Genomic DNA, 25,959 nt, shown 5'->3' with positions numbered 1-25,959 from the left:
CAATGATGCATTAAAATAGGCGAAATTATCGCTAAAATATGCCTATTTGTATCAGTTTGTTCTTATGGGGGAGGTTATGAAGCAGGAAATAAAGGAATTGGTAAACAGCCGTATCACTGAAGATGGCATGGTCGAGACAGGCATAAAGGGCGTTAGCCTTTTTAAAGTAACCAATGCCATTCCATGTGCACCTGCGGTTTATGAGCCTACGGTTATCGTTATCTTAAGCGGTAAAAAGGAAGCGATATTGGATGGTGAGTATTATGTCTATGACAACAGCCAATATTTGTGTTGTACGGTTTCTCTTCCTGTCGAAGCGGGTACACCTAACGCATCACCTGATGAGCCACTGCTAGGTATATATATTTCATTGGACACGAAAGTAATGACGGAATTAGCTATCGAGATGGAAAGCTCGACTAGTGTCGTTAAGTTGCCCAAAAATAGCTCACAATCACCGGGAATGTCTTTAGCTGATTGGGATGATACATTTTCTGATGCTTTATTACGTTTGCTTCAGTTAGGCGAAAACAAGGCAGATATCGCTATCTTAGGTGAGAGCCGCCTGCGCGAACTATACTATGCTGTGCTCAAAGGGAATGCGGGTATCTCAGCAAGAAGAGCTTTTGGCATAGGTAATCAAATTACACGTTCGATCGAGTACATTGCCCAATATATTGAGAAAAACGTGACCATAGATGAATTGGCTTCGTTAGTAGGAATGAGCCGTGCTGTGTTCCATCGCAAGTTTAAACAAGCCACTAGAATGTCGCCTATCCAGTTTATTAAGTCGATGCGTTTGAACAAAGCTGCAATGAAAATCGCAGAGGGTATGAATGTAAGCGAAGCTGCTCTGGCAGTGGGTTATGTGAGTTCCTCGCAATTCAGTCGTGATTTTAAGCGTATGTATGGCCAATCACCCAAGCAGTGGCGTCAATCAACCGACTTAATAGAAAATATCGTATAGCGCTTTGTTAGATAAATAATAATAGTGATATAAATAGGCATGTTTTAGAGAGGAAACCGCCTAGATTGCCATTAGTTTGAGAGTTAGAGTATTTGCATATAGTTAACGAAGGTAACGCGTTGTGAATAAGCTCATTTTATCTATAGGAGTCGGTATGGTTCTTTCTGCTACATCATCTGCTAATGACATTAATCAAAAATTAAGCCAATCTACCGTTCAAGATGTGGAAGGTAACACTTACCATACCGTTAAAATTGGTGATCAAGTTTGGTTAGCAGAAAACTTAATAAGCACCAAATTTCAAGATGGCTCAGACGTTGAGACTGGCTTTATCCCTAAGGATGATGAAGACAACCTTGCTAAATACGGTCGTTTGTATGATTGGCACGACGTGTCTGACGCTCGAAACTTATGCCCTAAAGGTTGGCGGGTGGCAACTGATGATGATTGGAAAGCATTAGAAAGCGCGATGGGAATGTCGGAAGAAGACCTTAACAAAGAGGGTTGGCGTGGCAAAGACCAATATATAGGCCTTCAATTAAAAGAAACTCAACGCAATGGCTTGTTTAAGAAGTTTGACCCATCTCTAGTGAACAAACATAATTTCTCGGCCCGTCCAGCAGGCGTAAAGTGGAATGGATATTATATCACCCAAGGTGCTTATACTGAGTTTTGGACAGCAACAAGCGCAACAGATAAGCAAGCTATTATCCGTACACTCGCTTATTCTTGGTGGAACACACATAAAACAGAAATCAGACGCGCTACAAGCTCGAAAGACTATATGTTTTCGGTTCGATGCGTAAAAGTAACGGACAATTAGTGTGAATTTGTTGAATAGGGCACTGTTAAGTCAACCGATGCTATCGCAGTAACTTTATATGTGAATATATTAAAGACAACATTTCCCCTTCGAAATTATCCAATACACTGCATGGTTGTAATACCGCTTTAGCCTAAGCGTTAGGAATGTATAACAAGGGGGAGTCCACATCAGTAGACAGTACTATATGTTAAGTATTCAAAACTGATGTTAGTTACCAATGTTATAACAGATGAAAAGTCATCATAATGAAATGGGTGCCGCTTTCGACACCCAGTTTTAAAGGCAGTCAATTACTTAGGTATAGATTCAAATTCCATTACAAACGCATAGGTGCGGCCTGGTAAGCGGTCATTGCCATAAGTGCCTACTGCATCCATATAGTCACCCCATGTAGGCACAGGTAAGTTCATTTCCCCAAAACCCATTATGCGCTGACCGTTACCTGAATCATTAGGTTGATCATTTGGGCGAGGGTCTTTATCAACGATACCATCGTCTAGGTTTACCGCCCAATTACTGTAGGTCCAAACTTCACCACTTAACCAACTCCATCCGCCTGCAGGTTCTTTTGACCCTTCTGGTTGATATCCACCAAGAAATGGGCCAATCGATATTTCATAGTGGTTGTTCTGGCTTTTACCTTCAATATATTTAGGAAATCTCCAAAAATATTTCTGATCATTTACCATATTAAATATGAAATTATTCTCTTCTTCAGAAGTAATAGAAGCGAGATAACCTCCCGCATCATCAGCAAGGTATGCAGCCTGGAACCAGTTTAAATTTCCATCCGGCATATAAACGACCTGGTAATAATGTGTTTTACCTTCTGGAGAAGTGAATGCCTTGATCGGCAACTTATTAAGCGTTAAATCCTTCGGAAGCTCGTTCCAACCAAAAAAGGCATACATAGTATCGAACGAAAATTGAATACCATTGATAGTGACCTTATCCATCATTGTTAGATTTGAGTCCATCGCTGGACCAGAATTCATACTAGGCGGTGGAAGTGTGTCTCGGGTCGGTGCTTCAACCAGTTCTATTACACCATCTCCATTTTTGTCGAATAAACTGAAATCGCTATCCGGACCTTTAAATTCACTCTGCGTTACTTTGCCGTCTCCATTACTGTCTTCCTCCTTAATAAATGCCGCAGGAATATCATCTGCGTTCATCCATGCAGGACCAGAAGGCGCTGCAAATACATTACTAAGCGGCGATAGCAGCATTGGTACACCTGCTGCAGCAGTTATTATTAGTTTTTTAACCATGTTGAACTCCATATATAAATAATGAATCTTGACGACAAAATAATGGACTCAAGAATAGCTGCTCAAACTCCGTCACTGGTTTAGAAACGGTTTAGCCATGATTAAAAATATCTATCTATAATTTTGGTTAGAATAGCGACGCACTAGTTAGTCACTGGAAATTCAATAATAATGTGGCTGTGTGATCTACCATCACTTTCTGCTCGTATTGTTCCGCCTTGCATTTCAATAATCCCACGAGAAATACTAAGTCCAAGCCCCATTTTGCCAGAGACGCCACTTCTTGATCTATCTGAGCGATAGAAGCGGGCAAAAATAAAAGGTAAATCATCCGGGTGTATACCACTTCCGTTATCGCTAACCTTGATCGCTACCACATTGTGCTCATAATATGAGGTGATATCGATATTTCCACCTTTAGAAACATAACGAATCGAGTTACTAATCAGATTACTTAAAACCTGTATCATTCTCTCTTCATCTAGATCCAGCAGAGGCAAATTGGACGCGCAACGATAATTGAGGTCAATCTGCTTTTCGTGGCAAGAAAGTTGATGCATACGGATAACTCTTTGAATAAGTGATGGTATTTCAATAGATTCGGTATGAATAGAGAGTGTTTTTGCATCGGTTTGAGCCAATAAGCTCATGTCCTTTAGGAGTCTTTGAATTTGTTCCAATTCATTGGCAATAATCTCAACTCGTTCTGGATTTAGCGCCAACTCACCGTCTTGGGCCATCTCTATATATCCAGATATAACCTGTACTGGTGTTCCTAAATCATGAGTAATATCCGCCGTCAACTGACGTCTTTGTTGATCGGCGGCGACCAAGTCTTGGCTCATTTTATTAAATGAGCGAGATAGATCACCGATTTCATCATCACGATAGGATTCGATTTTCTGATAAAGATCACCCGATGCGATCTCTGATGCTGCAGTCGTTAGAGTCTCTATTGGCTTTAGGACCACTTTTGCAAAGATCACACCTAAAAAAAGAGCGGCTAAGATACTGACAGCAACAGATGATAATAAAACATCCAAAGTGTTGTCTAAAAAGACTTGAAGCTGTGAACTGAGGTTGATACCGGTTGCTTCTGGGGGAATAATCCATGCGATGACATCTCCACGATATTTCACCTGCCGAGCATTAGAGAGATAAGCTTTAGGTATAAATTCCCCTGGCTGGAAATCAAGATATTTTAACAATACACGCTGGTCTGAAGTTACTAGCCCAGCTTTTTTCGAGCCACCATTTTTAGCCTTATTCAACCCAAGATCCTTGTCATCAGGCAGAGGTGGGTGAAGCGATTTAAAATACGCAGCAAAGCCCTCCCAGGATTGTTCGGCGGCATACCAATGATGGACTTCCTGGCTCATCTCTTGCAACATATAGTTTTCAGCCAATTTTTCTATACGTTTTTCAGAAGTAGCATAAGTAAGCACATAAATGATCAACGCAGTAAAAATACTGATCATTAAATAAGTTGAGATAAGTTTATTTCGTACCGAAATTCTCACGATGAAATGGTCCTTAATCGGTATCCAACACCAAAGACGGACTCTATCTCTAGTTGCTCTTTTATCAATGGTTCGAGTTTATTGCGAAGATTTCGAATATGGATCTTTAGTGTCGATTCCGAGCCACTATAACCCTCTTCAATAAGGTAACGACATATCTCTGCTTTATTCACAGTATGCTCTACCGACTTCATCAATAAGCCTAAAAGGGTTAATTCAGCAAGTGTCAATTCAACAGGTCTATTAGCTACCGTCAACTCTTTAGTTGTTGTATCTAAAGAAAGAGGGGGAACCTTAAGTAAAGGATTAGTAGTAAGCATTCGGGATGTTCTTCTGAGAACGGCTTGTATCCTTGCTAATAACTCACTCATTTTAAATGGCTTGCAGATATAATCATCTGCTCCTAACTCAAACCCTTTTACAATATCTTGCTCATGCTGCTTTGCAGTGATCATGATTACGGGTAAATCACTGCTATTTCGATGTTCGGTAATAAACTGATAACCATCCATTTGAGGCATCATGACATCAAGGAGTATTAGGTCAGGAGTGTACTTCTTGAGAACAAGCAGTGCATCACGCCCATTAGACGCGCATAGAACTTGAAATCCTTTGCTGGTAAGAACTTCTGTTAGTAATGTTTGTACATTGAGCTTGTCGTCGACAACTAGAATTGTTTGGGTCATTGTTTGTCTCAATAAGTCGCTAATGACAGAAAGTTTTCTGAAGTATAAGTTTATAATGATACTCTGCCAAAAAGTTTAGATTCGGTTTATAGGTAGCAAAAGTTATTTTATTCAGTTTAGCCCATTAGGTGCTGACATCTTAACCTCACTCTTGCATAGCGATCCCATATAAACGGAAGGAAAGAGTATGTGAGTGCTGTAATATTTTGATTAGATAAAATTTATCACCTACGACAAATTTTTGATGATTTTTATCTTTGAGTGACAAACTATAACCAAGATTATTCGACCAAAATGATAAATTTTCTCTATCAGCCAGTATGGAAACATGGAGAAAACAATGATCAACGAGAACACGAAAAAATCAGGTTTAGGGACTGAAGCCGTTTGGGCAGGAGAACAAGAGCAAAGAGTGCATCGAGCCACTCAAGTTCCTGTCGTAGTCAGTGTCGCCTACGCTTATGATGATATGGATGAGTGGTATGATGTTGCTATTGGCAAAAAACCAGGCCATATATATGGACGTAATACCAACCCTACAGTAACCGCTTTTGAGAGCAAAATTCGTATTCTTGAGCGAGCAGAAGCAGCGACAAGTTTTTCTACAGGCATGGCAGCTATTAGTAATACCCTTTATACCTTTCTAAGACCGGGTGATAGTGTCGTATCAATCAAAGACACTTACGGTGGCACAAACAAAATTTTCACTGAGTTTCTCCCAAATATAAATGTTGATGTCACTTTGGTAGATACAGGGGATCACGACGCTCTTGAGCAAGAGATCAGAAAAGGTTGTCAGGTTGTTTATATTGAAACACCGACCAATCCAACCTTAAAGATTACCGATATCGAACGTATCGTGAAAGTAGCAAAGGAAGTCGGCGCGTTGGTCATTGCGGACAACACCGTTGCCAGTCCCGTTAATCAGACTCCACTTACTCTTGGGGTTGATCTTGTGCTTCATAGCGCAACAAAATTCTTAGGTGGACATGCCGATGCGTTAGGTGGGGTCGTGTGCGGTAGCAAGAAATTGGTAGAAAAAATCTATCACTACAGGGAAATTAACGGAGCATCTCTTGCACCATGGGATGCTTATCTTTTGTTGAGAGGTGTTAAAACACTAAAGCTTCGAGTTCTGCAACAGGCGGAAAATGCTATGCAAATTGCAAACTATTTAGATAAGCATGAACTAGTGGAAGCTGTATATTATCCGGGACTTGAAACTCACACTCATCATGATATTGCTAAAAAACAAATGCGAGGATTTGGTGGATTGTTGAGTTTTGCATTGAAAGGTGGAATGGAATCTGTTTCGATTCTTTTACCCGCATTAAAATATGCAAACTGCGCAGCTAACCTGGGCTCAGTTGAAACCACTTTCGGCCCAGCCAGAACAACAAGCCATGTTGAAGTTACTCCTGAAGAACGCAAGGCGCTTGGTATTCCGGAAGGATTAGTTAGAGTCTCTGCGGGAATAGAAGATAGTGAGGATCTATTAGCCGATTTGGAGCAAGCATTTAATCACCTAGCAAAGGAAATGAGTAAAAAGTAGTTCGTTTCAGTCAAGCGCTGGTGGTATGGGGCCTACTATCTTTGAGTGCCTCATAACAACCAGCGTTTTAACACTTTTCACACTATCGTCTTTATGTAAAACCTGTTGGGTAAATTCGTCAAAGGTTTCCATATCAGTTGCGATCACCTGCAAAACAACATCGAAATCACCAGTAACATACCATGTATCGAGTACTTCCGGAGTATTGTTTATTCTGTCGATAAATTGATTGACAGCGAAACCGTTGTCTCGTTCTAACTGAACCAAAAGCAACATGCTTAAAGGCCAACCCATGGTCTTAGGTTTGACTATCGCAACTTCTTTCTCTATATGGTTGCTGCTGCGTAGTTGTCTTACCCGCCGATAGCAAGCTGGTTCCGAAAGTCCTACTTTTTCCGCCAAACTGCCCATAGAGGTTTTAGTGTCAATTTGCAGTTGTTCTAGTATCTTTAGATCGATCGTGTCCATTATTTTTGCACTAGTTGAGAGTTTATATTGATAATTTTTATCATCAAACACTATTCTCTAGCAACATTTACTCGATTTGAATCATAAAAGCTTTAAAAATGAATTAGGCCTCGAAACGCTAGACTCAAGTGAATAAATTGATTAAAACAACCGGTTCACGTTCGATTTTTACAGTTATAATGTGATGTTCTAAGATCACTTGTTGGATTTATGAAAGCCAGTTTAAGTATTCGCACATATACCAAACGCATGAACCGTCATATTCATGGGAACTATCATCAACTAGTGTTACCTACTCAAGGTAACATTTATATAGATATGGACGGGTTTGTTGGTAAAGTGGCGGTTGGGAATTGTATAGTGATTCCCCAAGGAGTTGCCCACGGGTTTAACGCGGATGAGGCTTCACGTTTTATCGTCGCGGATATGGAAGAGTTACCATCTCATTTGCTTGGCGGTAATGTGGCCGTTTTCTCCGTGACATCCCCGTTACTTAGCTTTATTCAATTTGTAGAGAAGCAGCTCGAGTATCAGGTAAATCGTAAGTTAGAAACCTCGATCGTAGAAACTTTCTTCCTACTATTGGAACAACAGGAGTTATCTCGAACCGTTGACTCACGTATTCGAGCTGTACAATCATTGATTGCAGATCAACTTGAACAGTCACTGACAATCACTATTTTAGCTAATGCCGCCTATTTGAGTCCCACACAGTTTAAAAAGCTATTTAAAGACAATTTAAGAATGAGCGTTCATAAATACATCACTTTGCAGCGTATGGAGAAAGCGAAAGCATTACTGTCTCATACGGATCTCCCAGTTCAACTGATTGCCGAACGAGTTGGCTATAGTGATCTCTCAGCTTTTAGTCGAAGGTTTTCAAAACACTTCGGTGTTTCACCAAGAGAGTTTTCTCGAACTTGAATTAAATAGTCTAAACAAACAACTATTCCGTCTTTTTAGCACAAATTTATCCTTTCTTTTCTTTTATGATTTCTACTTAATAAAGGCTATTCAACTAGGTAGTAATGCTGTTCGGTTAAGGTCATTTAAACCTGTAATCCCGACGAAAACCGACGTCATCCCCATGAAAATGGGGATCTAGTACAGCCAAGATTCCCGTTTTGACGGGAATGACGAAGTATTTAGCATTAACCGAACGGCATTAAATCAACTAGGTAGAAAATTGCATGTTAAAATATCGTTTCACCAGTTATCAATTTGGTATCTTATCAATACTCTTTGCCGCTACCTTATGGGGGACAACCGGTACGGTAGCCAGTTTTGCACCCAATATTAGTTCTCTGGCAATTGGTGCTTTCTCCATGGGGATTGGGGGGATTTTTCAGGCATGTTTATCACTTAAGTCAGTCAGAAAAGACTTTGTAAAAGTCATACACCAGAAGAAGACGTTAATAGTTAGTATTATCGCCTTAGTTGTTTATCCATTAGCTTTTTATTCATCGATGAGATTAGCCGGAGTGGCAATAGGCACTGTTATATCTATCTCTACTGCACCTTTCTTTTCTGTTTTGTTAGAGTGTCTATTTAGCAACAACAATAAAGTCACTAAACAGTGGTTGCTTAGCTTCGTAGTAGGAGTGATAGGAATTATATTGTTGGTAACTTCTGGGTCTTCCTTAATCAACAACATTGATCAAGATATGAGGTTTTTTGGTATCTTACTCGGCTTCGTTTCAGGTATGACCTATGCGACCTACTCATGGGGAGTGAAAGCGATGATTGATCGAGGTGTGCAGTCGCAAGCAGCGATGGGCTGCACTTTTGGTTTTGGTGCTATTTTGCTTCTCCCAACACTATTTATTACGGGAGAGAATCTGTTTGCTTCATCGACGAATGTAATGGTTATTTTCTATATGGCACTGATTCCAATGGGGGTTGGCTATATAGCTTATGGGTTTGGTTTAAGGTTTGTGACAGCAAGTAGTGCTAACCTGCTCACTTTGTTTGAACCAGTTATTGCTGCTGTTTTAGCCGTTATGATAGTGGGCGAATCTATCCCTTTGATTGGGTGGATTGGTATTGTATTGATACTGGTTTGTTTGTTACTGCAGTCTAAAACCTGAATGGTGTTAAGCGAACTTGCTATACCTGAACGGATTTAGTGGATAAATTATTAAATATGAAAGTAATATAAAGAGTTTAAATTAAATGGAAATAGTATTTGTTCGTCATGGAGTTCCAGACTATAGACTTTCCGATGAACGAAAAATGACACAATTAGAAAAAGACTACGCACCTATAACACGCGAGTGTATTCCGTTCATTAAGTCTCAATCTCAACTACCCGCATTTTCAGGTGCTGATATCATAATTTCATCTCCGTACACTCGAGCGCTTCAAACCGCAGAAATCATCAATAGGAAGCATAGACTGGAGCTGTTTGTTGAACATGATTTACGAGAGTGGGTTGCAGATTTATCTGGAGGTTTTATTGAATTGGCGGAAAGAGATAGGCGCTGGAAGGAATATCGCGACGCATTAAAAAGCGGCAAGAGTATCAACAACACTGCGTATGAAACAGCCGACAGCCTTCAATCTAGAGTGATTTCAGTTCTAGAGCGTTATCGAGATTTCAAAAAAGTAGTGATTGTTGCTCATTTTAATGTACTCGAAAGTTTACTTGGTTATCAGGAAAGAGGGATAGGGTGCGGAGAATACCGAATTTTTAATGTTGAAGAATTCACTTGAAAACATAGAAATAATGGAAGGTTTGCCAAAAACATGAAAATTTCGTTTCTGGCAAATAAGCTCAAGGTCAGCTATTAGCTATTGGAGTAGAAGAACTATATTCCAAGTCCTATATTTACCTAATTGATTGACGGTTTGCTGCACTTTTTACAGATTTGACCTACTATTAAATTCGGATTGTTATAGACTGAAAGAACGCTCGACAAAAGATATAATTGTGTTTAGAAATGGTACCAATACAAAGTCTTAAAATAGCCATTTGTATAATGTGCTCTTTTTATGAATAGTATTGTTATCAAGAGGCCAGCTTTTATGGAAGAAAGTAAACTTGAAGAGTTCGAAGCGATCATTACATCTTTACCTGACATGGTTTTCGTTCTTACTGAATCGGGTCGTTATGCTGCTGTGTTAGGAGGGGAAAGCTCAGAGCAATATCACGATGGTGCTTTTTTAGAAGATTTTAATCTATTTGATATATTGCCAAAACAAAAAGCGATTTGGTTTATTGAAAGGATTAAAGATACACTTTCGGCGAACAAATTGATGATCTTTGAATATTCACTTGCGGCTAGTGATGTTGACAATATTAATCCGAGTTCTGGCCCCACAGGAGAGCTTAGATTTGAGGGACGAGTGAGTCCGTTGAAATCTTTGCGATACGGAGAACGTGCTGTTGTATGGGTCGCGCGAAATATAACCGAACGCTATCGACTAGAACAAAAGTTAACCTATCAGGCAGAAATAGATCCTCTTTCGAATGCATTTAATCGAAGAAAGCTATTTGAAAGCATGGATGAAGCATTCTACAATTTCGAACGGTATAAAGAAAACATAAGTTTCCTACTGTTAGACATTGATGACTTTAAGCAAATTAACGATATATACGGCCACCAAGCAGGTGATAATGTTATACGAAGCATTGCTGAGTTATGTCAATCTGAGATTAGGCATACTGATGTCTTTGGTCGTATTGGTGGAGATGAGTTTGGGATCATTTACAGAAGTACGGTAGAGACCTCATTAGCCTTTGGGGAACGACTAACGGCTCTAATAGCATTAAGTTCTTCTCAAATAAATGTATCTATCAGTATTGGTGTTAGTGAATTTAAAGAGAATGACACGAATATCGAACAAATCTACCAACGAGCTGATCTCGCTTTGTACCAATCGAAGCAGGCGGGTAAAAGCATGTGCACAACGTATTGATTCGCATTATTGTCCAAATTCGTTTATATCCATTCTAAAATAAATGATGCGTCAATGACTAAACTTGTTATTGTTGCCCCCTCACACATCGTCTTAGACTATCCCTATCAAACTATCAAACTATCAAACTATCAAACTATCAAACTATCAAACTATCAAACTATCAAACCATAGTGCTTATTGGAATGTGAAAAGTTGTTTGAAGGGTAAATTCCGTCCGATAGACGCAACTCAAAAATGCCCCATTCGGTGTAAACGTAATTACTCAGTGGCGGATCGTACCAATGAAATCACAATACTTTTGCTCTAAGTCAGCAGGATCTAGATTAGATTATGTGGATCAGTTTTCGGTGCAAATCAGGGGATAAAGTGGATCAATTTTGGCTGCAATTTAACACACCTTGGGCATTCAAGTATAAAAAACACGTTGAGAAACATGCACTGGATTGGCCACTATAAAGAAAACTCTCGAGGCAATGAATTCGATTTAGTTGGAAAGCTATGGGAGGTCGAATGAATATGTTATCCCCTTACCAAACTGTTTTGACCAAAGGTATAGAAGAGATTGATAAATTAACCATTAGACCAAGACAATGGCAAGTACTTCACCATCTTCGAGATTGTCGCACGGAGAGAATGGGAAGTTATGATTGGCGTTGTGAACATTGCGGTTATGAAACGACATGGTACTGCTCGTGCCGAGATCGACATTGTCCAAGTTGTCAGGAATAAATAAGACAACAATGGTTGATAAAACGAAGTCAGGATATTCTGCCCGTCGCGTATCACCATTTGGTTTTTACTTTACCTCACGAGTTTAACGCTCTAGTTAAAGTATATCCTAGAGAGGTTTATCGATGTTTGTTTCACTCTGTGTGAGCAATACTGACAGCCTTCGCAAATGAACGTCATCATCTAGCTGGACAACTCGGTGCTCTGATGGTGTTGCATACTTGGGGGCGAAATCTAAGTCAGCATACTCACATACATTGCCTGTTACCTAGCGGAGTACTGACACAAGATAGGCAGTGGCAGCCAACAAGGAAAGATAGTTATCTGTTTCCTGTAAAAGCGATGTCAGTTCGTTTTAAGAAAGAGATGTTGCGTCGGATCAATCAGAGTAAAGATACCCATGGAAACTTATTAGCTGATGCTAAAGAAAAAGCATGGGTTGTCTACAGCAAACCCGTATTACAAACAACAGAGTCAGTTGTGGGCTATCTGTCGAGGTATTGCAATCGATTAGGACTAAATCCAAGCCAACTTACCCACCAAGAAGGTGGTCGAATAAACATGAACTACAAAGATTACCGCACAAAACGGATACAGAAAATGTGTTGTAGTGTTGGCGAACTATTGAGGCGGTTACTTTTACATGTACTTCCTAAAGGGATGATGCGTACCCGTTATTATGGGTTTATGGCAAATGCAGTAGGAGTTAAGGCTATAGTTCAGATTAGACAGAACTTAAATGAACAACCAGTAGAAAAGGCAGAGCATGCAAAAGAACGTCCATGCTATCCTAACTGTAAAAGCAAAGTAATGGTGTTGATTAGTATTAAGGTGAGACCGTAGATATAATTTTTAAGTTATCGAACGACCTAGGTTATTGATTACTAGGAATAAGAGCATCGCAACATTATTGCGAGAGAGGAGGCTTAGTTCGCTTTAAAAATGGTTATGCAACGAGTATAGTCGTTAAAGTTTAGTCGACTATAACGATGGAAAATGATGTTATTGACCAACTCAGCATACGTAAATAGGCTTCGAAAGAAATGGGCTTGAAAAAACAAATTCCATAGATAGAAACGGCTCAGTTCAACAGGCATTTATCCAATGTGCTACGACAATGGATAAATGCTTAAGCATTAAATTGCAATCGAGGATGGTAAATTATCAAATTAGAAATATATGATGTGTTTGGTGGTGAGTCGGCTTCTGGTAACCCTTGCGGTGTATTGGAGCTTGATAGTTGGCTTTCTGATGAAGAGTTGCAGAAAATAACTTGTGAAGCAAGACTTCCAGTTACCTCTTTTGTTATAAAAATTAATGGACAGTTTCACATTCGTTGGTTTGCGCTGGATGGAGAAATTAACCTGTGTGGGCATGGTAGCTTAGGAGCTGGTGCTGCAATCATCTCTAAGTACAAACTCGATAGTGTACTTTTTAGTAGCAAATACGGAGACGTCTCAATTGCCCAAAAGAATGGGGTGTATACTCTTGAGTTGCCTAGCTGGCAAGGTGAAACATGTGTCGTTCCACCAGAAATAGCGGATTTGGCTGTTGATGTTATTGACGTATTTTCAACTCGAGACTTAGTTATAGTCTTACCTTCTATAGAATCTGTAAGAGATTTTAAGCCTGATGATATGCGCTTTAAACAGCTTGGTAAGTACCATGCTTTAATCGTGACAGCAGCGAATGGTGAAAATGGGTATGTATTAAGATATTTTGCGCCCAAAATTGGTATATCTGAAGATCTGGCGACAGGTTCTGCTCAATGCTCTTTAGCTCCATACTGGTTTGACAGGCTTGACTCAGATTCACTTCAGGTACATCAACTTTCGTCGTCAGGTGGCTACTTTAGCGTAAGGCGTATTTCAAGTTGGTCAATCGTGTTGTCAGCGAATGCAAAGCTCCAGAAAATAACAATTTTACAAAACGTTTAAGACGAATTTCTTACGCTTGTGATTTTTGGTGCTGATGTTGAGTGTAGTGTTTACGGTGATTTGGTCAAAATTCGTAGTGGCGTTGCTCACTACTTAACGCGACGCTACTTTTTCATACGTGAGCTAATCCGTTACATCCTAATTTAGTAATGTAACTGACTGAGTTTTGTCCCAAAGTTTGTTTGAACGTTATTGAGAGCCATAAGAAAATATAAATTAAAAGCCTCGCATAAGTGAGGCTTCGAACTACGATATAGTAACGCTAGTATTTGATCGCTGTGTTGTTGTCTTTATGAACATATAAAGACAACAACATGAATTGAGGCTATAAAATTGGTAGGTAAACCTCGGTCAAGAGATCGCATTCGTCCACTTCGTGCACAAAGTTTAGGTAGCGGAAGAATACTGGAAACTCTCTAAGCTCCTTACCGCTTGTTGGTAGCCATTGTTGATAGAGCTGATAGATAGTCTCTCCAATCGTATTCTGACTTCCTTTGTGTAATACCATTGCACAACGTCCTGCTGGAATAAAACCTGCTCTTACACCAAAAGGGTTTTCTGGCACTTCTCCACCATGACTGCCGCAGATATCAAATCGAAATTCGTCTTCTAGCGCTTGGCTTGGATCTCCATAAGGAATACCAAAGGTTTTGCTGGTTTTTATTGGCGAAAGCCCTGTTGATTTTCGCCATTCAATAAACTTAGCAGCCGTTTCAAAAACTCTTTTAGGGTTTCCTCGGTGCTCAATAAAAGCAATAGGTTGTTCTTCAAAATCTATAATGTTCACATCCACGATGTATTCTCCTAGTATAGGTGGACTAAATTCATACTTCGAGTGCCAGTGCTGCCACTCTGGTTGCCTTCTAAATTCTGATGGAGTTTGACCAAAAGTCCGAGAAAACGCTCTGCTAAAAGCTTCAGAGCTATCAAATTGCGCTTCAAAAGCGATATCAGTGATTGTAATGTTCTTTTCAAATGCTAAACGAAATGAGGCTCGTTTAAGCCTTGCAAGCAGCACATATTGCGTGGCACTAATCCCCATAAATGCAGAGAACATTCGCTGAAAATGATATTTGGAGCAAATAGCAATCTGGCTCAGTTGCTCTAATCTCAACTCTTGGTCAAGGTGCGTATCTATGTACTGACAGACACTTTGAACTTGTTGCTTTCGGCGCTTGTTAGCTTTTGTCATGGGGCAAATTTGTCTCAATTCAGAAGGTATGGACATAATATGGTTGTGTTGAATGGATTACATGACCAAAGTTGCGCACTTACTACCATACCAATGGGCAGTGATGGGATGATACGGTGTTGCTCTATGTAAATACACCAATGTTGATAGAAGTGTGTTTGAGGTTAGGGTAAATAAGAAGGCTCGAAGTCAACACACCTTTGCCTAGTTAAGAGGTAGTTCAAATATTTGACTGCTAGTTTTATCATTAATGGACAACTTTCCACCTAGTCTGTAGGCTGACGTTCTAATTTTTGATAGGTATTGATACTAGTGTTAATTAAGATCCTGCTGAGTGCCGTTGTCTTGTCGTGCGTTCTCGCTGAAATTTACTACGATGATAGAAAAGTTGATATTTCGGGACGTTACCAGCTAGAAAACTCTGTATGTGACCGTTAACTAACACCATTTACTTTCCTTACTTTCCTTACTTACTTGCATGACCACAAGTTAAGGCGCGATGCTTTTAAACTCTAAAAAGTAACCGTCACTCGAATTTTTCTCACGAAACATGAAATGCATATTGGTTCAAACTGAAGACTAATATGCTTTGTAATTATTTTCACGTTTCTCCACATTCGCTCCAACTTTTATCATTAATATCGGTGCTAATCTACGTGAACAGCGATATCGGCACTGGATCGGAAATCGTTTGTTTGTTTTAGCCACGCATCTTTCGTCAGAAATGTAGAAGTTAGGGTCAAAAATGTTTATACAAAAAACGAAACCACTCGGTGTTTTATTGATTTCAGTAATGCTTTTAAGTATTACTAGTTGCGATTCAGAATCAGAATCAGACTCTTCTACGGATTCTTTATCGGTTAATGAGTTATATGTTGTGGTGGATACCATGCAGGCCGATTGCTATGACCTCGATGGAGAGGTGATCACCTGTAGCACAGAATACATTGGTCAAGATGCTGAATATGACACAACGGTAGCTGACTACTCAAGAGACAATGAAACAGTTACGGACAATAATACCGAGCTTATGTGGGAGTACAATCAAGCTGACGCTCAGTATGATTTTGATGAGGCGGTTGAATATTGTGAAGCTCAGACGACTGGTGGTTATGATGATTGGCGACTTCCATCGATTAAGGAGTTGTACTCTATCGCTGATTTTAATGGTGCCATGTCTACTGATGCCGATGTGGATGATGTCCCCTATATCGATGAGGACTATTTTGGTTTCGACTATGATTCGGCCCAACCATTTGCTACCCAATTTTGGTCAAGCACCGAATATCTAATCAATATGGTTGCGGGTTCTAACGACGAAGAAGATGACGATGCGGGTTATTGGGCTGCTTTAGGTTTTAATTTCGCTGACGGCCATATCAAGTCATATTCTGAGGACTCAAGTCCTAGTGGATTATATGTTCGCTGTGTAAGGGGGATCAATATGGCGTTAATGATTTCTCTTTGAATGAAGATGAAACCATCGTTGCCGACAACGCAACAGAGCTTATGTGGGAGAAAAGTGATGGTGGAGTGACCTATACTTGGTCTCAGGCTCTAGAACACTGTGAAGATTTAGAACTCGGGTATTACACGGATTGGCGTCTACCTGACAACAAAGAACTTCAAAGTATTGTTAAATACGTTACAACAGATGTTCCAGCTATAAATACCGATTATTTTGATATCACATTCAATGAAGACTATGACATAGATAACATCTATGGTGACGGTGGTGATTATGGGTGGTTTTGGTCTAGCACCACGCTAGGGATTTCCCTCAGAATGGCAGTTACATCGCATTTGGTCGGGCATATTCCTATTCTAATAGTAGCGATAGTGATGGAACTTATTATGACTATCATGGTGCTGGTGCTCAGAGAAGTGATCCCAAAAATGCTGCAGATATCAATGATGGAAGTGGGTGTTCTGATTTTGCCTGTGATGAAGAGCGTAGCTATAACTATGCGCGTTGTGTTCGTGGTGTAGCAACTGCTGCAGAATAACAAGGAATTCTTATTTTGACCGTTTTGCTCCACTAATGAAAACGGTTTTCATAGCGTTATACCTTTTGTTATTTTGGGATTGATTTTAAGTAAGAATGAGTTGGTCAATGCTGTTGCATTGACCAGTTTGTAACGGTAATAGTGAAAGTTATTTCACAAGTACACGTTCTTGTGGATACAGATTTTCTGTTCGTTTATCAAGGTGTCCACTCACACGAGTCAGGCCAAGTGCCACAAGAACGATCACGGCACCAATCCAAGGTGTATGCATCAAGCCCATTTCTGACACAATCACACCGCCCCCCAAGAGCCGAGAGCAATACCAACGTTAAACGCCGCGATGTTTAAACCCGATGCAACGTCCACCGCATCTGGCGTGTATTTTTCAGCCAGTTTCACTACGTAAACTTGGAGACCAGGAACATTGCCGAAGGCAAAGGCACCCCAAACTAAAATCGTGGTGACCGCAGCGATCGGGTGAACGGCAGTAAAGTTAAATACGATTAGGATCGTTGCGAGTCCTGCAAAAATAATGGTCAACGCTTTTATCGGCCCCATTTTATCGGCCATTTTACCACCCGAAATATTACCAATTGCCACTGATACACCGTATACCAACATGATTAAGCTAATTGCATTCGCACTAAATCCCGTTTCCTGCTGCAAAATTGGAGCAAGGAAAGTAAACGCTGTAAAAGTGCCTCCATAACCCAGTGCTGTGATCGCATAAACCAGTAATAATCTAGGTTGAGTTAATACCTTAAGCTGTGATGAAAGCTTTGCAGCCGCAGGTTGCTTTAAGTTATTTGGCACTAATAGAGCACTGCCAATCAACGCGATTAAACCTAATAAAGCAACAATAAGGAAGGTTGATTGCCAGCCAAAAGTTTGGCCTATGTATGTGCCTAATGGAACTCCTGTGACCAAAGCAACGGTTAATCCCGTAAACATTATCGCGATCGCACTTGCTGTTTTTTCTTTAGGTACGAGTCCTGTAGCGATAGTGGAACCAATGGAAAAAAACACACCATGGGCTAAACCAGTTAAAATGCGAGCGACGATAAGGGTGTTGTAACCAGGGGCTTGCCAAGCCAATAAATTGCCAATCACAAACAGTGACATAACCGTAACTAATACGTGTTTACGGTTCCACTTTCCGGTTAAAGCGGTTAAAACGGGGGCGCCAATAGCAACACCAAGTGCATAAAGGCTAACCAGCAGTCCTGCTGAAGGTAGTGATACATTTAAGTCAGAAGCCATGGTCGGGAGTAGCCCAACGATCACAAACTCTGTCGTTCCAATAGCAAAGGCGCTGAGCGTCAATGCAAGTAGTGCTAAAGGCATAATATTTACTCTTTGTTGTTTGAAAATGACAAGCGATAGCTGATGTGCTCGTCGCAATGCTGTTGCGTTGTTTGATGGGGGACATTTTGCATTAAAGCTATTTTGTGAAAAATAGAGGTTTTTACAAATGATATTTGTTATAAATGCAATAAAGTTGATTGGGCTTAGATGAAATTTAGGGGTATGTCATGCGAACAAAATCTGATGATTTAGGTATTTTACTTGCCGTGGTCGATGCTGGTGGTTTTTCAGCGGCTGCAGAGAGCTTAGATATACAGGTTGCGCGAGTATCAAGAGCGGTAAGTAAGGTGGAGAGTCAACTTGGGGTCACTATTTTAAACCGAACCACGAGGCGCATTGAATTAACCGATGAAGGGCGGCAGTTCATAGAATCAGTGCGGGTGGGTTTAATGCAGTTACAACAGGCGGAAGAAGAGATTATTTCCCGTGGGGAATTGCCTAAAGGTCGTTTACGTGTCGATGCGGCTAGTCCGTTTGTATTTCACCAACTGGTGCCATTGATGAAGTCATTTAATCAAGCCTATCCTGATATTGAGCTGGAAATAACTTCCAATGAAGGCATCGTGGATTTGCTAGAAAAGAAAACAGACTTAGCGATTCGTATTGGTGCTTTAAGCGATTCGACGTTACATGCTAGGCTACTAGGGCGAAGTCCCTTATATATTGTGGCTTCACCAGAATATATAGCAAAAAGAGGTCTCCCTGAAAATACTAGCGATCTCGCTCAGCATAATCTCATTGGATTTGTCGCCCCCAAGATTTTGAATGACTGGCCTTTAAAAGGCTTTACTCAGTTGAACACTTTGATGTCATCAAGTAACGGCGAAACAATTCGGCAAATCGTTTTGGCTGGCAATGGCATTGCATGTCTATCAGGGTTTATGGTGAATAAAGATATTGCCGATGGACGTTTAATTCCGCTGTTGGAGAGCGAAAAAATTAGCGACCCAAGAAGAGAACAAATTAACGCGGTGTATTATAAGTCTTCTTCTGTGGCGAAGCGGATCTCCGCTTTTATTGATTTTATTCAGCCAAAGTTAACCCTTTAGACACCTTAAATAAGGTCATTATTGCAAATTTAGCAAATATTATTTGTGTTTGTTGCTATAAATGCTCAGTGATTCATTTGGTAGTATGCCCCTATCAAATGAAGAGGGCTCAACTATGTCACTATCACTATTTCAACCATTCACACTGGGTAGACTCACACCCAAAAACCGAATTGTTATGCCTCCTATGACTCGTTCAAGAGCCAGTCAGCCTGGTGATGTCGCTAATGACATAATGGCAACCTATTACGCACAGCGTGCAAGTGCAGGGTTGATTGTGTCTGAAGGCACGCAAATTTCAGCTACCGCAAAAGGTTATGCTTGGACGCCTGGCATTTATACACAAGAGCAGATTGCAGGTTGGCGTAAAGTGACAGATGCTGTGCATGCAAAAGATGGGGCGATTTTTGCACAGTTATGGCATGTAGGTAGAGTGACTCATCCAGATAATATAGGTGGTGAACAACCCATTTCTTCATCAGCGATAAGAGCAGAAAATGTCAAAGTCTTTGTCGATAACGGAAGTGATGAGCCTGGTTTTGTTGATGTTGTAGAACCAAGAGCGATGACTAAAGACGATATTCAGCAAGTGACTGAAGATTACCGTCAAGCCGCATTGAACGCGATTGAGGCAGGCTTTGATGGTATTGAACTGCATGCCGCTAATGGTTATTTAATTAACCAATTTATTGATTCAGAAGCGAATGATCGCAGTGATGAGTACGGTGGCTGCCAAGAAAATCGTCTTCGTTTTCTTGATGAAGTTGTCACTGCAATGGTGGATGCCATTGGCGCTGATCGCGTTGGTGTGCGTTTGGCACCGTTAACAACCCTCAATGGTACTGTTGATGCTAACCCTATTGAGACCTATACCGCCGCTGCAGCGTTACTGAATAAACATAGCATCGTATACCTACATATTGCTGAAGTAGATTGGGATGATGCACCAGATACGCCAGTCTCATTCAAACGTGCAATGCGCAAGGCTTTTCAAGGCGTGCTGATCTACGCTGGTCGTTATAACGCTGACAAAGCAGAACACGCTATTAATGATGGATTGGCGGATATGATTGGTTTTGGTCGACCTTTTGTTGCTAACCCCGATCTTCCTGAGCGTCTATTTCACGGCTACCCATTAGAAGAGCACGATCCAAACACCTTGTTTGGTGGCGGTGAGAAAGGGCTAATTGATTATCCAACGTATAAAGCTTAGGGGAAAGTATGTTTAATGTATTTAAAGGTCAAGTACTAGAGACCAGAAACCGTATTGCGATGGCTCCGATGACACGCTCACGAACATCTCAACCTGGTGATGTACCAAACGAAATTATGGCAACTTATTATCGTCAGCGTGCCAGTGCAGGTCTAATTGTTACCGAAGGTGCCCCTGTATCAGCGGTCGGTCGTGGGTATTCTATGACTCCAGGCATATATACAGAAGAGCACATTGAAGGCTGGAAAAAAGTGACTCAGGCTGTCCATGAGGAAGGCGGTAAAATCTTTATCCAACTCTGGCATGTTGGGCGTCGTAGCCATTCCGATATTTCAGGAATGCAACCCCTTGCACCTGCAGCGATTAAAATAGCAGATCAGGTATTTGGACCATTGCCTGAAGGTGGGTTTGGGATGATTGAAACTGAAACGCCACGAGAGATGACGCTTCAAGATATCAAAGACACGACAGCTGCTTTTGTACAAGCTGCCAAGAACGCCATTGAAGCGGGGTTTGATGGTATTGAAGTGCATGCTGCACATGGTTACTTGTTCGACACCTTTTTGCGTTCAGAAAGCAACCAAAGAAATGACCAATATGGTGGCAGCCAAGAGAATCGTATGCGTTTTCTGGTTGATACGTTACAAGCTCTTACTAATGAAATCGGGGGTGGGAGAGTAGCTGTCCGGCTATCGCCGCATATCGGAGAAGGTTTTGCTGGAGATGACGCTGAAATTGTTCCATTAACGCTAACATTATTGGAAAAATTGCAACCAATGAACCTTGCGTATGTGCATTTTTCAGAAAACATTTCGCGTTATGTAGAGGTACCTGAAGAATTTCGTGAGCAGGTACGCCGCATATACACTAATCCGATAATGGTTGCAGGAAAATTGACCAAGCAATCTGCACAACGATTACTTGATAAGCAGTATGTAGATTTCGTTGCCTTTGGTACTCCTTTTGTAACGAACCCAGATTTAGTCGCCCGTTTTACTCATGATTTGGCATTGGCTGAGTTTGATGCCGATGCAAGGTTAACCTTATATGGTGGTGGAGAAGAGGGCTACATCAATTACTCTACTTATCAGGCCTAATACACTATTGGCACCAAGCACATTTCCTTGGTGCCACGTTTCTCTGAAAAACATGCACATTGCTTTGAGCAAACTACTTCCATCCTTGAAAGGTCCTAATGCCTTTATCTTCTCTGCATAACTTGATTTTCAGCGACACCAAACACAACGGCAACGCCTTTAACACGTTGAGTAATTGCCTGTGGCCATAAATAGCTAAAGAAAAGCACCGAGAAGCGATACAATACTCGAGTTGCTAGATCGCAGCATGAGATACTCATTCACAGAAAACCTTAAAGTAGCCACATATGTCTAAAGATTTTGATTTCACCACAGAATACACCCTCGATAAGACCTTTTTTGCAGAGTGTTATGATCAAACTAGCCTTCCTGCTAAATTTCCAAAAGCCTATTTAAAAGGAACACTTTTTCTTCTTTTTGGTGTGGCTTTATTACAATTTGAGTTATTACCTAGCGGTTACGTTGGTTGGTTCTTTATTGTATGGAGTATTATTGAGGCGTTCAGTGTTTATTATAAGAGAAGCTGGTGGTTATGGCGACAAACATTCAGCATGAGCTCAGGCAGCAGAGTAGTATTTCAGGTTGACTCTAACGGTGTGAGTTATAAAAGCGGTAAAAACACCCGTAGCATCGCCTGGAGTGAAATTGATCAACTTGAACAAAGCGATTTAGGTTTTATTTTTCATATGGGTAAACAGCGTCAATATGTCAGTAAATCTTGCTTAAATGATGAAACGATCGCTTTCATGGTCGATCAGCATGCAATATCAAAAAGGAACTAACGTTAATGGGCGAAGTTAGTTCAATTTGTATTTATGCAACATAGATTGCTGATGCTCTACAATATTCGATACTTCAACTACATTATCGAGCATAGAGTCAAGTTGTGTTTTAGTTTTAGCACCAAGATTATTAATGTGGTTGACATTTTTTTGTACATTCTTGGTTGCGTCTTCTTGTTGATGAGTTGCGATAGAAACTTGCTCGATAAAACTTTTTATATTATTGACGGTGGACTCTATTTGACTAAATGTGGTGATGACAACGCTATTTGATTCTTTAGCCGAAGCCATCTCTTTACGTGTCTCGACTACTGATTTTTTAGAGCGTTTAGCTGCGAAGGTGAGTTCTGTCATTGTTTGACGAATACTCTCTGTTTGCTCGCTAGTGCTACTAGCAAGTTTCCTTACTTCGTCGGCCACTACCGCAAAGCCACGACCGTGATTACCCGCTCTAGCTGCTTCAATTGCAGCGTTTAAAGCAAGTAGGTTAGTGGCTTCTGCGATACCACTGATAACATCAACCATACTGCTTATTTGTGTTACTTTACTATTAAGCTCTGCCATGACTTCTTCATTGATTTCTAATGTTTTTTCCAATGTTTCAATATGTTGAGTGTTCTTTTTTAATACGGATATACCATTCTCTGTATGCTGTACGGCGACCTGGCTTTCAGAAAAGGAGTCTCGTGTGACAAGGGCAATGTCATTGATAGAAGTTCTAAGTTGACCAATAGCAGTGACCATATCAGCAAGTGAATCGTTTTGGGCTGAAAGACTTACATTGCTCTCTTCTGCAGAGGCATTGCAATTATTTGTCATGGTATACAACTTGTCACAGTTATTAGTGACAAGAGATATTGAATTGTGGGTAGAGTCGATGACCTGATTTAGTTTACGCGTAATTTCTTTCATTTCGAATGGCCCAGTTGCGTCGGCCTTTTGAGATAAATCATGTCCCGTTATTAGGGTTAATTGGTTTTTTAAATTGTACAGTCCCTTACGCACCCATACATGCAAAAATAACCCGCAAGCCGCGATGAATATTGCTAGTGCAACAGTTATCGAGGTTATTAAAGAGATAATATTGCTCATAGTGTTATTCACCACCTTTTTACTTGAGGTGATTAACTGTTCTGCTGTGGTTGATATTTGATTCAAAACCAAGATAACTGATGTTGAAGTTTCGGTGGCTCGTGCTAGCTGTTTTTGTTGCTCTTCTATAAGTTCGATTCTTGTGAGGATTAGGGGAAGTAGATTGTTGTCGTCGAACCCATCTTTAACCATTTCAATAGAAGCAGTTAAACTGATATATTCTGAAATCTCTGGATACCACTCCGCAAAATCACTAAACGCGAGATCGATACCTGAATAGCGGGTTTTCATGGTATTAATCTGTGTTGTAGCCATTTCAAGATTACTCTGCGTCATCAATTCTAGGTACTTACTTTCTAATTTAGTCGACAGAGAAACAAATCGATTGGTCGCGTCTGATGCTTCGGGATTATTTTGGTTTAAAAATGATGAAATTCTATTCATCTCTGGGCCAATAGAATTAAGAGCATATCGAAATGAGGGCGTCAATTCGTCAATTTGATGACTTAATTCAATGGTCTGTTTTTTAGAGTTGATGATTGATGTTGTTAGCGTATTGAGTTGTGATAGATGATTTTGTAGTTGCTGCTGCTCTTCGGGCAGAATTGCGTGATTAAATTGGTCTGCGGTAATCAATAAAGAGGCTATTTCTTTTTTAGAACTTGTTACTAAGGCGTCAATAGCCATAACATTAAGGTTGAGCTCTTCAATTGAATTGGCTTTTATTCCCTGATTCAGTACCTTTACCTGCTGTAAAACATTTTGTGTAAGTGATGCATTCCCCATTGCTAAGGGTAGCGCGTGATCAGACAATTTATTAAATTCTTCACCTATTCTATTTACCCCTTGCTTATTTAATAAGAATGAGCTGGTAAGTAGAATGAGAATAGCGATAAAAACAATCACTATAGTCTGTATAAGAGAAAGAGAAAAACGAAATTTAGTTGAATTGTTCATACTGTCCAAATTGGGTCAAATCTAACACGCAATGAATGTTAGAATATATTTATGACAGAAATATGGCAGGGTGTGCTAGGGCAAGTTATAGCATGCATAGTAAATATTTATAAAAACATGCACGATATTAATAAAGTGATATTTTTACTTTATTTAAAAGCTCGTTGTGATTGTCTAAGAGTGTAGTCAAGTTACCTTGGCGAAGATAGAATCAGAAAATTTGTTTCTTACACTGCATTTGTCGGAATTAACCCTAAAAAACCGAAACAGCTTTTCTACATGTCTTTGCATCGAGCTAAGTTTTTTGAACTATTAATTGGCCATACTCGATTCAAAAAACTAAAAAATGAAGCTTATTTATGTGGCATGTTATCGCTAATAGATAGGATATTGGACAGTGAACTTTCAGAATAGATTAGTACTACTTAACTGTATTGCGATGTTCTTTACGAAACACAGCGGGTGTGACACCCACTCGTTGTTTAAATTGCTGCGAAAGGTGTTGTTGCGAAGAAAAACCACATGACAATGCTATGTCTGTTAACGGCATGTTATGACTAGAAAGCAATTTCTTCGCCATTTCAACACGTTGGGAAAGAACATATTGATGAGGTGAGCAGCCAAAGCTTACTTTAAACATTCTTGCAAAATGAAAGTCACTCAAATTTGCAAGCGTTGCCAAATCACTCAAAGTAAAAGAGGTTGAGAGGTTTGCTTGGATATAATCCACTATTCGTCGCTGATTAAATATCGCTAAACCACCTGAATTTAGGACTGTTTTAGGTGCATTATGACAATACTGACGAATAAGGTGGAGCAACAATAATTGTTGGGAGTGTGAGATCATGAGTTTGTCGGTTGAGTTATCCCAATCGAGCTTTAATATCGTCTCACGGACCAATTGATTTATGAATTTGTCTTCAACATAAGTTTGTTCTGTTAACTCAATATGGCGACCTTCTTTGTCAAACACTTGCTCAGCGAAATTTTGAAGATGAGTCTGTTCGAAATAGAAATGGAAGAAGCGAAATGGTACAGAGAACGTCCAGTCTGAGCGGTGGCCTTTAGGCATCAGGCAAAGCTTGTTCGCTCCACCATGTATGTTACCCGACTTCATAACTCGTTGCGTATCTTGACCGCCTTGCAAATAAAAACTCAGAGTGTGGTGGCTAGGTTTGTCATAGCTAGCACTTCCGTGACTGTTACTCCAGATAGCCGAACCCATGCCGTTATTCTGCCATAGTTCTTTATGTAGCTGTGCGGTATTATCAGTCAGCACATTGAATACGCGTTGCTTTTTAATCCCTGCAAGAATCCCTTTATCCATTT

General features: G+C 40.3%; 22 protein-coding genes and 2 pseudogenes. 15 read left to right on the top strand and 9 right to left on the bottom strand.

Annotated features, from left to right (window positions below; translation table 11 throughout):
- The first annotated feature begins 76 nt into the window (after window positions 1-76).
- A complete protein-coding gene (locus tag PGX00_RS15840) occupies window positions 77-967 on the top strand; it encodes an AraC family transcriptional regulator (RefSeq protein ID WP_272138362.1) in 891 nt (296 codons plus the stop codon).
- A gap of 121 nt (window positions 968-1,088) precedes the next feature.
- A complete protein-coding gene (locus tag PGX00_RS15835) occupies window positions 1,089-1,790 on the top strand; it encodes a fibrobacter succinogenes major paralogous domain-containing protein (protein WP_272138360.1) in 702 nt (233 codons plus the stop codon).
- Window positions 1,791-2,083: 293 nt separating this feature from the next.
- Here the strand turns inward: PGX00_RS15835 and PGX00_RS15830 are convergent, their stop codons facing one another.
- The 3 genes from PGX00_RS15830 to PGX00_RS15820 all read right to left on the bottom strand — a co-directional run bounded on the left by PGX00_RS15830 (window position 2,084) and on the right by PGX00_RS15820 (window position 5,270).
- On the bottom strand, window positions 2,084-3,064 hold the full coding sequence (locus tag PGX00_RS15830; RefSeq protein ID WP_272138357.1) for a hypothetical protein: 981 nt from the start codon (window positions 3,062-3,064) through the stop codon (window positions 2,084-2,086).
- A gap of 143 nt (window positions 3,065-3,207) precedes the next feature.
- On the bottom strand, window positions 3,208-4,584 hold the full coding sequence (locus PGX00_RS15825) for a sensor histidine kinase (RefSeq protein WP_272138355.1): 1,377 nt from the start codon (window positions 4,582-4,584) through the stop codon (window positions 3,208-3,210).
- Window positions 4,581-5,270, bottom strand: coding sequence for a response regulator transcription factor (locus PGX00_RS15820; protein ID WP_272138353.1), 690 nt, complete (start codon window positions 5,268-5,270; stop codon window positions 4,581-4,583). The genes PGX00_RS15825 and PGX00_RS15820 overlap by 4 nt, the downstream gene beginning before the upstream one ends.
- A 340-nt stretch (window positions 5,271-5,610) precedes the next feature.
- Here PGX00_RS15820 and PGX00_RS15815 point away from each other — a divergent pair, with 340 nt between their 5' ends.
- Window positions 5,611-6,822 carry a cystathionine gamma-synthase family protein gene (locus PGX00_RS15815; RefSeq protein ID WP_272138351.1) on the top strand — a complete coding sequence of 404 codons (1,212 nt, stop codon included), beginning with the start codon at window positions 5,611-5,613 and terminating at the stop codon, window positions 6,820-6,822.
- Window positions 6,823-6,828: 6 nt separating this feature from the next.
- Here PGX00_RS15815 and PGX00_RS15810 read toward each other — a convergent pair whose 3' ends face one another.
- Window positions 6,829-7,290 carry an Lrp/AsnC family transcriptional regulator gene (locus tag PGX00_RS15810; RefSeq protein ID WP_272138349.1) on the bottom strand — a complete coding sequence of 154 codons (462 nt, stop codon included), beginning with the start codon at window positions 7,288-7,290 and terminating at the stop codon, window positions 6,829-6,831.
- Window positions 7,291-7,500: 210 nt separating this feature from the next.
- On the opposite strand from PGX00_RS15810, the gene PGX00_RS15805 reads away from it, so the two are divergent.
- The 6 genes and pseudogenes from PGX00_RS15805 to PGX00_RS15775 all read left to right on the top strand — a co-directional run bounded on the left by PGX00_RS15805 (window position 7,501) and on the right by PGX00_RS15775 (window position 13,877).
- Entirely contained in the window at window positions 7,501-8,214 is a 714-nt protein-coding gene (locus PGX00_RS15805; RefSeq protein ID WP_272138347.1) for an AraC family transcriptional regulator, read from the top strand.
- A gap of 266 nt (window positions 8,215-8,480) precedes the next feature.
- Window positions 8,481-9,377 carry a DMT family transporter gene (locus tag PGX00_RS15800; RefSeq protein ID WP_272138345.1) on the top strand — a complete coding sequence of 299 codons (897 nt, stop codon included), beginning with the start codon at window positions 8,481-8,483 and terminating at the stop codon, window positions 9,375-9,377.
- Between the two features lie 85 nt (window positions 9,378-9,462).
- Window positions 9,463-10,002 carry a histidine phosphatase family protein gene (locus tag PGX00_RS15795; RefSeq protein ID WP_272138343.1) on the top strand — a complete coding sequence of 180 codons (540 nt, stop codon included), beginning with the start codon at window positions 9,463-9,465 and terminating at the stop codon, window positions 10,000-10,002.
- A gap of 312 nt (window positions 10,003-10,314) precedes the next feature.
- The gene (locus tag PGX00_RS15790) at window positions 10,315-11,208 is read left to right on the top strand and encodes a GGDEF domain-containing protein (RefSeq protein WP_272138340.1); all 894 of its coding nucleotides are present in this window, start codon (window positions 10,315-10,317) and stop codon (window positions 11,206-11,208) included.
- 513 nt (window positions 11,209-11,721) lie between these two features.
- Window positions 11,722-12,783, top strand: a pseudogene (locus PGX00_RS23110) (IS91 family transposase).
- 341 nt (window positions 12,784-13,124) lie between these two features.
- Window positions 13,125-13,877: a PhzF family phenazine biosynthesis protein gene (locus tag PGX00_RS15775; protein ID WP_322107882.1), complete on the top strand. Its 753-nt coding sequence runs from the start codon at window positions 13,125-13,127 to the stop codon at window positions 13,875-13,877.
- Window positions 13,878-14,202: 325 nt separating this feature from the next.
- On the opposite strand, the gene PGX00_RS15770 is transcribed toward PGX00_RS15775, so the two are convergent.
- Window positions 14,203-15,069, bottom strand: coding sequence for an AraC family transcriptional regulator (locus PGX00_RS15770; RefSeq protein ID WP_272138335.1), 867 nt, complete (start codon window positions 15,067-15,069; stop codon window positions 14,203-14,205).
- Window positions 15,070-15,814: 745 nt separating this feature from the next.
- Between PGX00_RS15770 and PGX00_RS15765 the strand changes: the two genes are divergently transcribed.
- Together PGX00_RS15765 and PGX00_RS15760 are read left to right on the top strand one after the other, a co-directional pair.
- On the top strand, window positions 15,815-16,537 hold the full coding sequence (locus PGX00_RS15765; RefSeq protein WP_272138333.1) for an Lcl C-terminal domain-containing protein: 723 nt from the start codon (window positions 15,815-15,817) through the stop codon (window positions 16,535-16,537).
- On the top strand, window positions 16,534-17,058 hold the full coding sequence (locus PGX00_RS15760; RefSeq protein WP_272138331.1) for an Lcl C-terminal domain-containing protein: 525 nt from the start codon (window positions 16,534-16,536) through the stop codon (window positions 17,056-17,058). The genes PGX00_RS15765 and PGX00_RS15760 overlap by 4 nt, the downstream gene beginning before the upstream one ends.
- 165 nt (window positions 17,059-17,223) lie before the next feature.
- Here the strand turns inward: PGX00_RS15760 and PGX00_RS15755 are convergent.
- A pseudogene (locus PGX00_RS15755) lies at window positions 17,224-18,419 on the bottom strand (MFS transporter).
- Window positions 18,420-18,607: 188 nt separating this feature from the next.
- On the opposite strand from PGX00_RS15755, the gene PGX00_RS15750 reads away from it, so the two are divergent.
- The 3 genes from PGX00_RS15750 (at window position 18,608) to PGX00_RS15740 (ending at window position 21,799) form a co-directional block, all read left to right on the top strand.
- Window positions 18,608-19,489, top strand: coding sequence for a LysR substrate-binding domain-containing protein (locus PGX00_RS15750; RefSeq protein ID WP_272138329.1), 882 nt, complete (start codon window positions 18,608-18,610; stop codon window positions 19,487-19,489).
- A 115-nt stretch (window positions 19,490-19,604) separates the two neighbouring features.
- The gene (locus tag PGX00_RS15745; RefSeq protein WP_272138326.1) at window positions 19,605-20,702 is read left to right on the top strand and encodes an alkene reductase; all 1,098 of its coding nucleotides are present in this window, start codon (window positions 19,605-19,607) and stop codon (window positions 20,700-20,702) included.
- An 8-nt stretch (window positions 20,703-20,710) separates the two neighbouring features.
- On the top strand, window positions 20,711-21,799 hold the full coding sequence (locus PGX00_RS15740; RefSeq protein WP_272138324.1) for an alkene reductase: 1,089 nt from the start codon (window positions 20,711-20,713) through the stop codon (window positions 21,797-21,799).
- Window positions 21,800-21,903: 104 nt separating this feature from the next.
- Here the strand turns inward: PGX00_RS15740 and PGX00_RS15735 are convergent, their stop codons facing one another.
- Window positions 21,904-22,059: a hypothetical protein gene (locus tag PGX00_RS15735; protein WP_272138322.1), complete on the bottom strand. Its 156-nt coding sequence runs from the start codon at window positions 22,057-22,059 to the stop codon at window positions 21,904-21,906.
- 27 nt (window positions 22,060-22,086) lie between these two features.
- Here PGX00_RS15735 and PGX00_RS15730 point away from each other — a divergent pair, with 27 nt between their 5' ends.
- On the top strand, window positions 22,087-22,581 hold the full coding sequence (locus PGX00_RS15730; protein WP_272138320.1) for a YcxB family protein: 495 nt from the start codon (window positions 22,087-22,089) through the stop codon (window positions 22,579-22,581).
- 15 nt (window positions 22,582-22,596) lie between these two features.
- On the opposite strand, the gene PGX00_RS15725 is transcribed toward PGX00_RS15730, so the two are convergent.
- On the bottom strand, window positions 22,597-24,630 hold the full coding sequence (locus PGX00_RS15725) for a methyl-accepting chemotaxis protein (protein ID WP_272138318.1): 2,034 nt from the start codon (window positions 24,628-24,630) through the stop codon (window positions 22,597-22,599).
- 421 nt (window positions 24,631-25,051) lie between these two features.
- Window positions 25,052-25,957, bottom strand: a complete 906-nt coding sequence (locus PGX00_RS15720; protein WP_272138315.1) for a helix-turn-helix domain-containing protein — start codon at window positions 25,955-25,957, stop codon at window positions 25,052-25,054.
- Window positions 25,958-25,959: the final 2 nt, after the last annotated feature.

The organism is Vibrio algarum (assembly GCF_028204155.1).
Lineage (GTDB): Bacteria > Pseudomonadota > Gammaproteobacteria > Enterobacterales > Vibrionaceae > Vibrio > Vibrio algarum.
The sequence above is the reverse complement of the archived record's forward strand: the minus strand, read 5'-3'. Positions and strand labels throughout refer to the sequence as shown.

Bases quoted from the DNA above. Each gene is read 5' to 3' on its own strand.
- PGX00_RS15840 (WP_272138362.1), top strand. From the start codon at position 77: ATGAAGCAGGAAATAAAGGAATTGGTAAACAGCCGTATCACTGAAGAT.
- PGX00_RS15830 (WP_272138357.1), bottom strand. From the start codon at position 3,064: ATGGTTAAAAAACTAATAATAACTGCTGCAGCAGGTGTACCAATGCTG.
- PGX00_RS15820 (WP_272138353.1), bottom strand. From the start codon at position 5,270: ATGACCCAAACAATTCTAGTTGTCGACGACAAGCTCAATGTACAAACA.
- PGX00_RS15815 (WP_272138351.1), top strand. From the start codon at position 5,611: ATGATCAACGAGAACACGAAAAAATCAGGTTTAGGGACTGAAGCCGTT.
- PGX00_RS15810 (WP_272138349.1), bottom strand. From the start codon at position 7,290: ATGGACACGATCGATCTAAAGATACTAGAACAACTGCAAATTGACACT.
- PGX00_RS15805 (WP_272138347.1), top strand. From the start codon at position 7,501: ATGAAAGCCAGTTTAAGTATTCGCACATATACCAAACGCATGAACCGT.
- PGX00_RS15800 (WP_272138345.1), top strand. From the start codon at position 8,481: ATGTTAAAATATCGTTTCACCAGTTATCAATTTGGTATCTTATCAATA.
- PGX00_RS15795 (WP_272138343.1), top strand. From the start codon at position 9,463: ATGGAAATAGTATTTGTTCGTCATGGAGTTCCAGACTATAGACTTTCC.
- PGX00_RS15790 (WP_272138340.1), top strand. From the start codon at position 10,315: ATGGAAGAAAGTAAACTTGAAGAGTTCGAAGCGATCATTACATCTTTA.
- PGX00_RS15770 (WP_272138335.1), bottom strand. From the start codon at position 15,069: ATGACAAAAGCTAACAAGCGCCGAAAGCAACAAGTTCAAAGTGTCTGT.
- PGX00_RS15765 (WP_272138333.1), top strand. From the start codon at position 15,815: ATGTTTATACAAAAAACGAAACCACTCGGTGTTTTATTGATTTCAGTA.
- PGX00_RS15750 (WP_272138329.1), top strand. From the start codon at position 18,608: ATGCGAACAAAATCTGATGATTTAGGTATTTTACTTGCCGTGGTCGAT.
- PGX00_RS15745 (WP_272138326.1), top strand. From the start codon at position 19,605: ATGTCACTATCACTATTTCAACCATTCACACTGGGTAGACTCACACCC.
- PGX00_RS15740 (WP_272138324.1), top strand. From the start codon at position 20,711: ATGTTTAATGTATTTAAAGGTCAAGTACTAGAGACCAGAAACCGTATT.
- PGX00_RS15735 (WP_272138322.1), bottom strand. From the start codon at position 22,059: ATGAGTATCTCATGCTGCGATCTAGCAACTCGAGTATTGTATCGCTTC.
- PGX00_RS15730 (WP_272138320.1), top strand. From the start codon at position 22,087: ATGTCTAAAGATTTTGATTTCACCACAGAATACACCCTCGATAAGACC.
- PGX00_RS15725 (WP_272138318.1), bottom strand. From the start codon at position 24,630: ATGAACAATTCAACTAAATTTCGTTTTTCTCTTTCTCTTATACAGACT.
- PGX00_RS15720 (WP_272138315.1), bottom strand. From the start codon at position 25,957: ATGGATAAAGGGATTCTTGCAGGGATTAAAAAGCAACGCGTATTCAAT.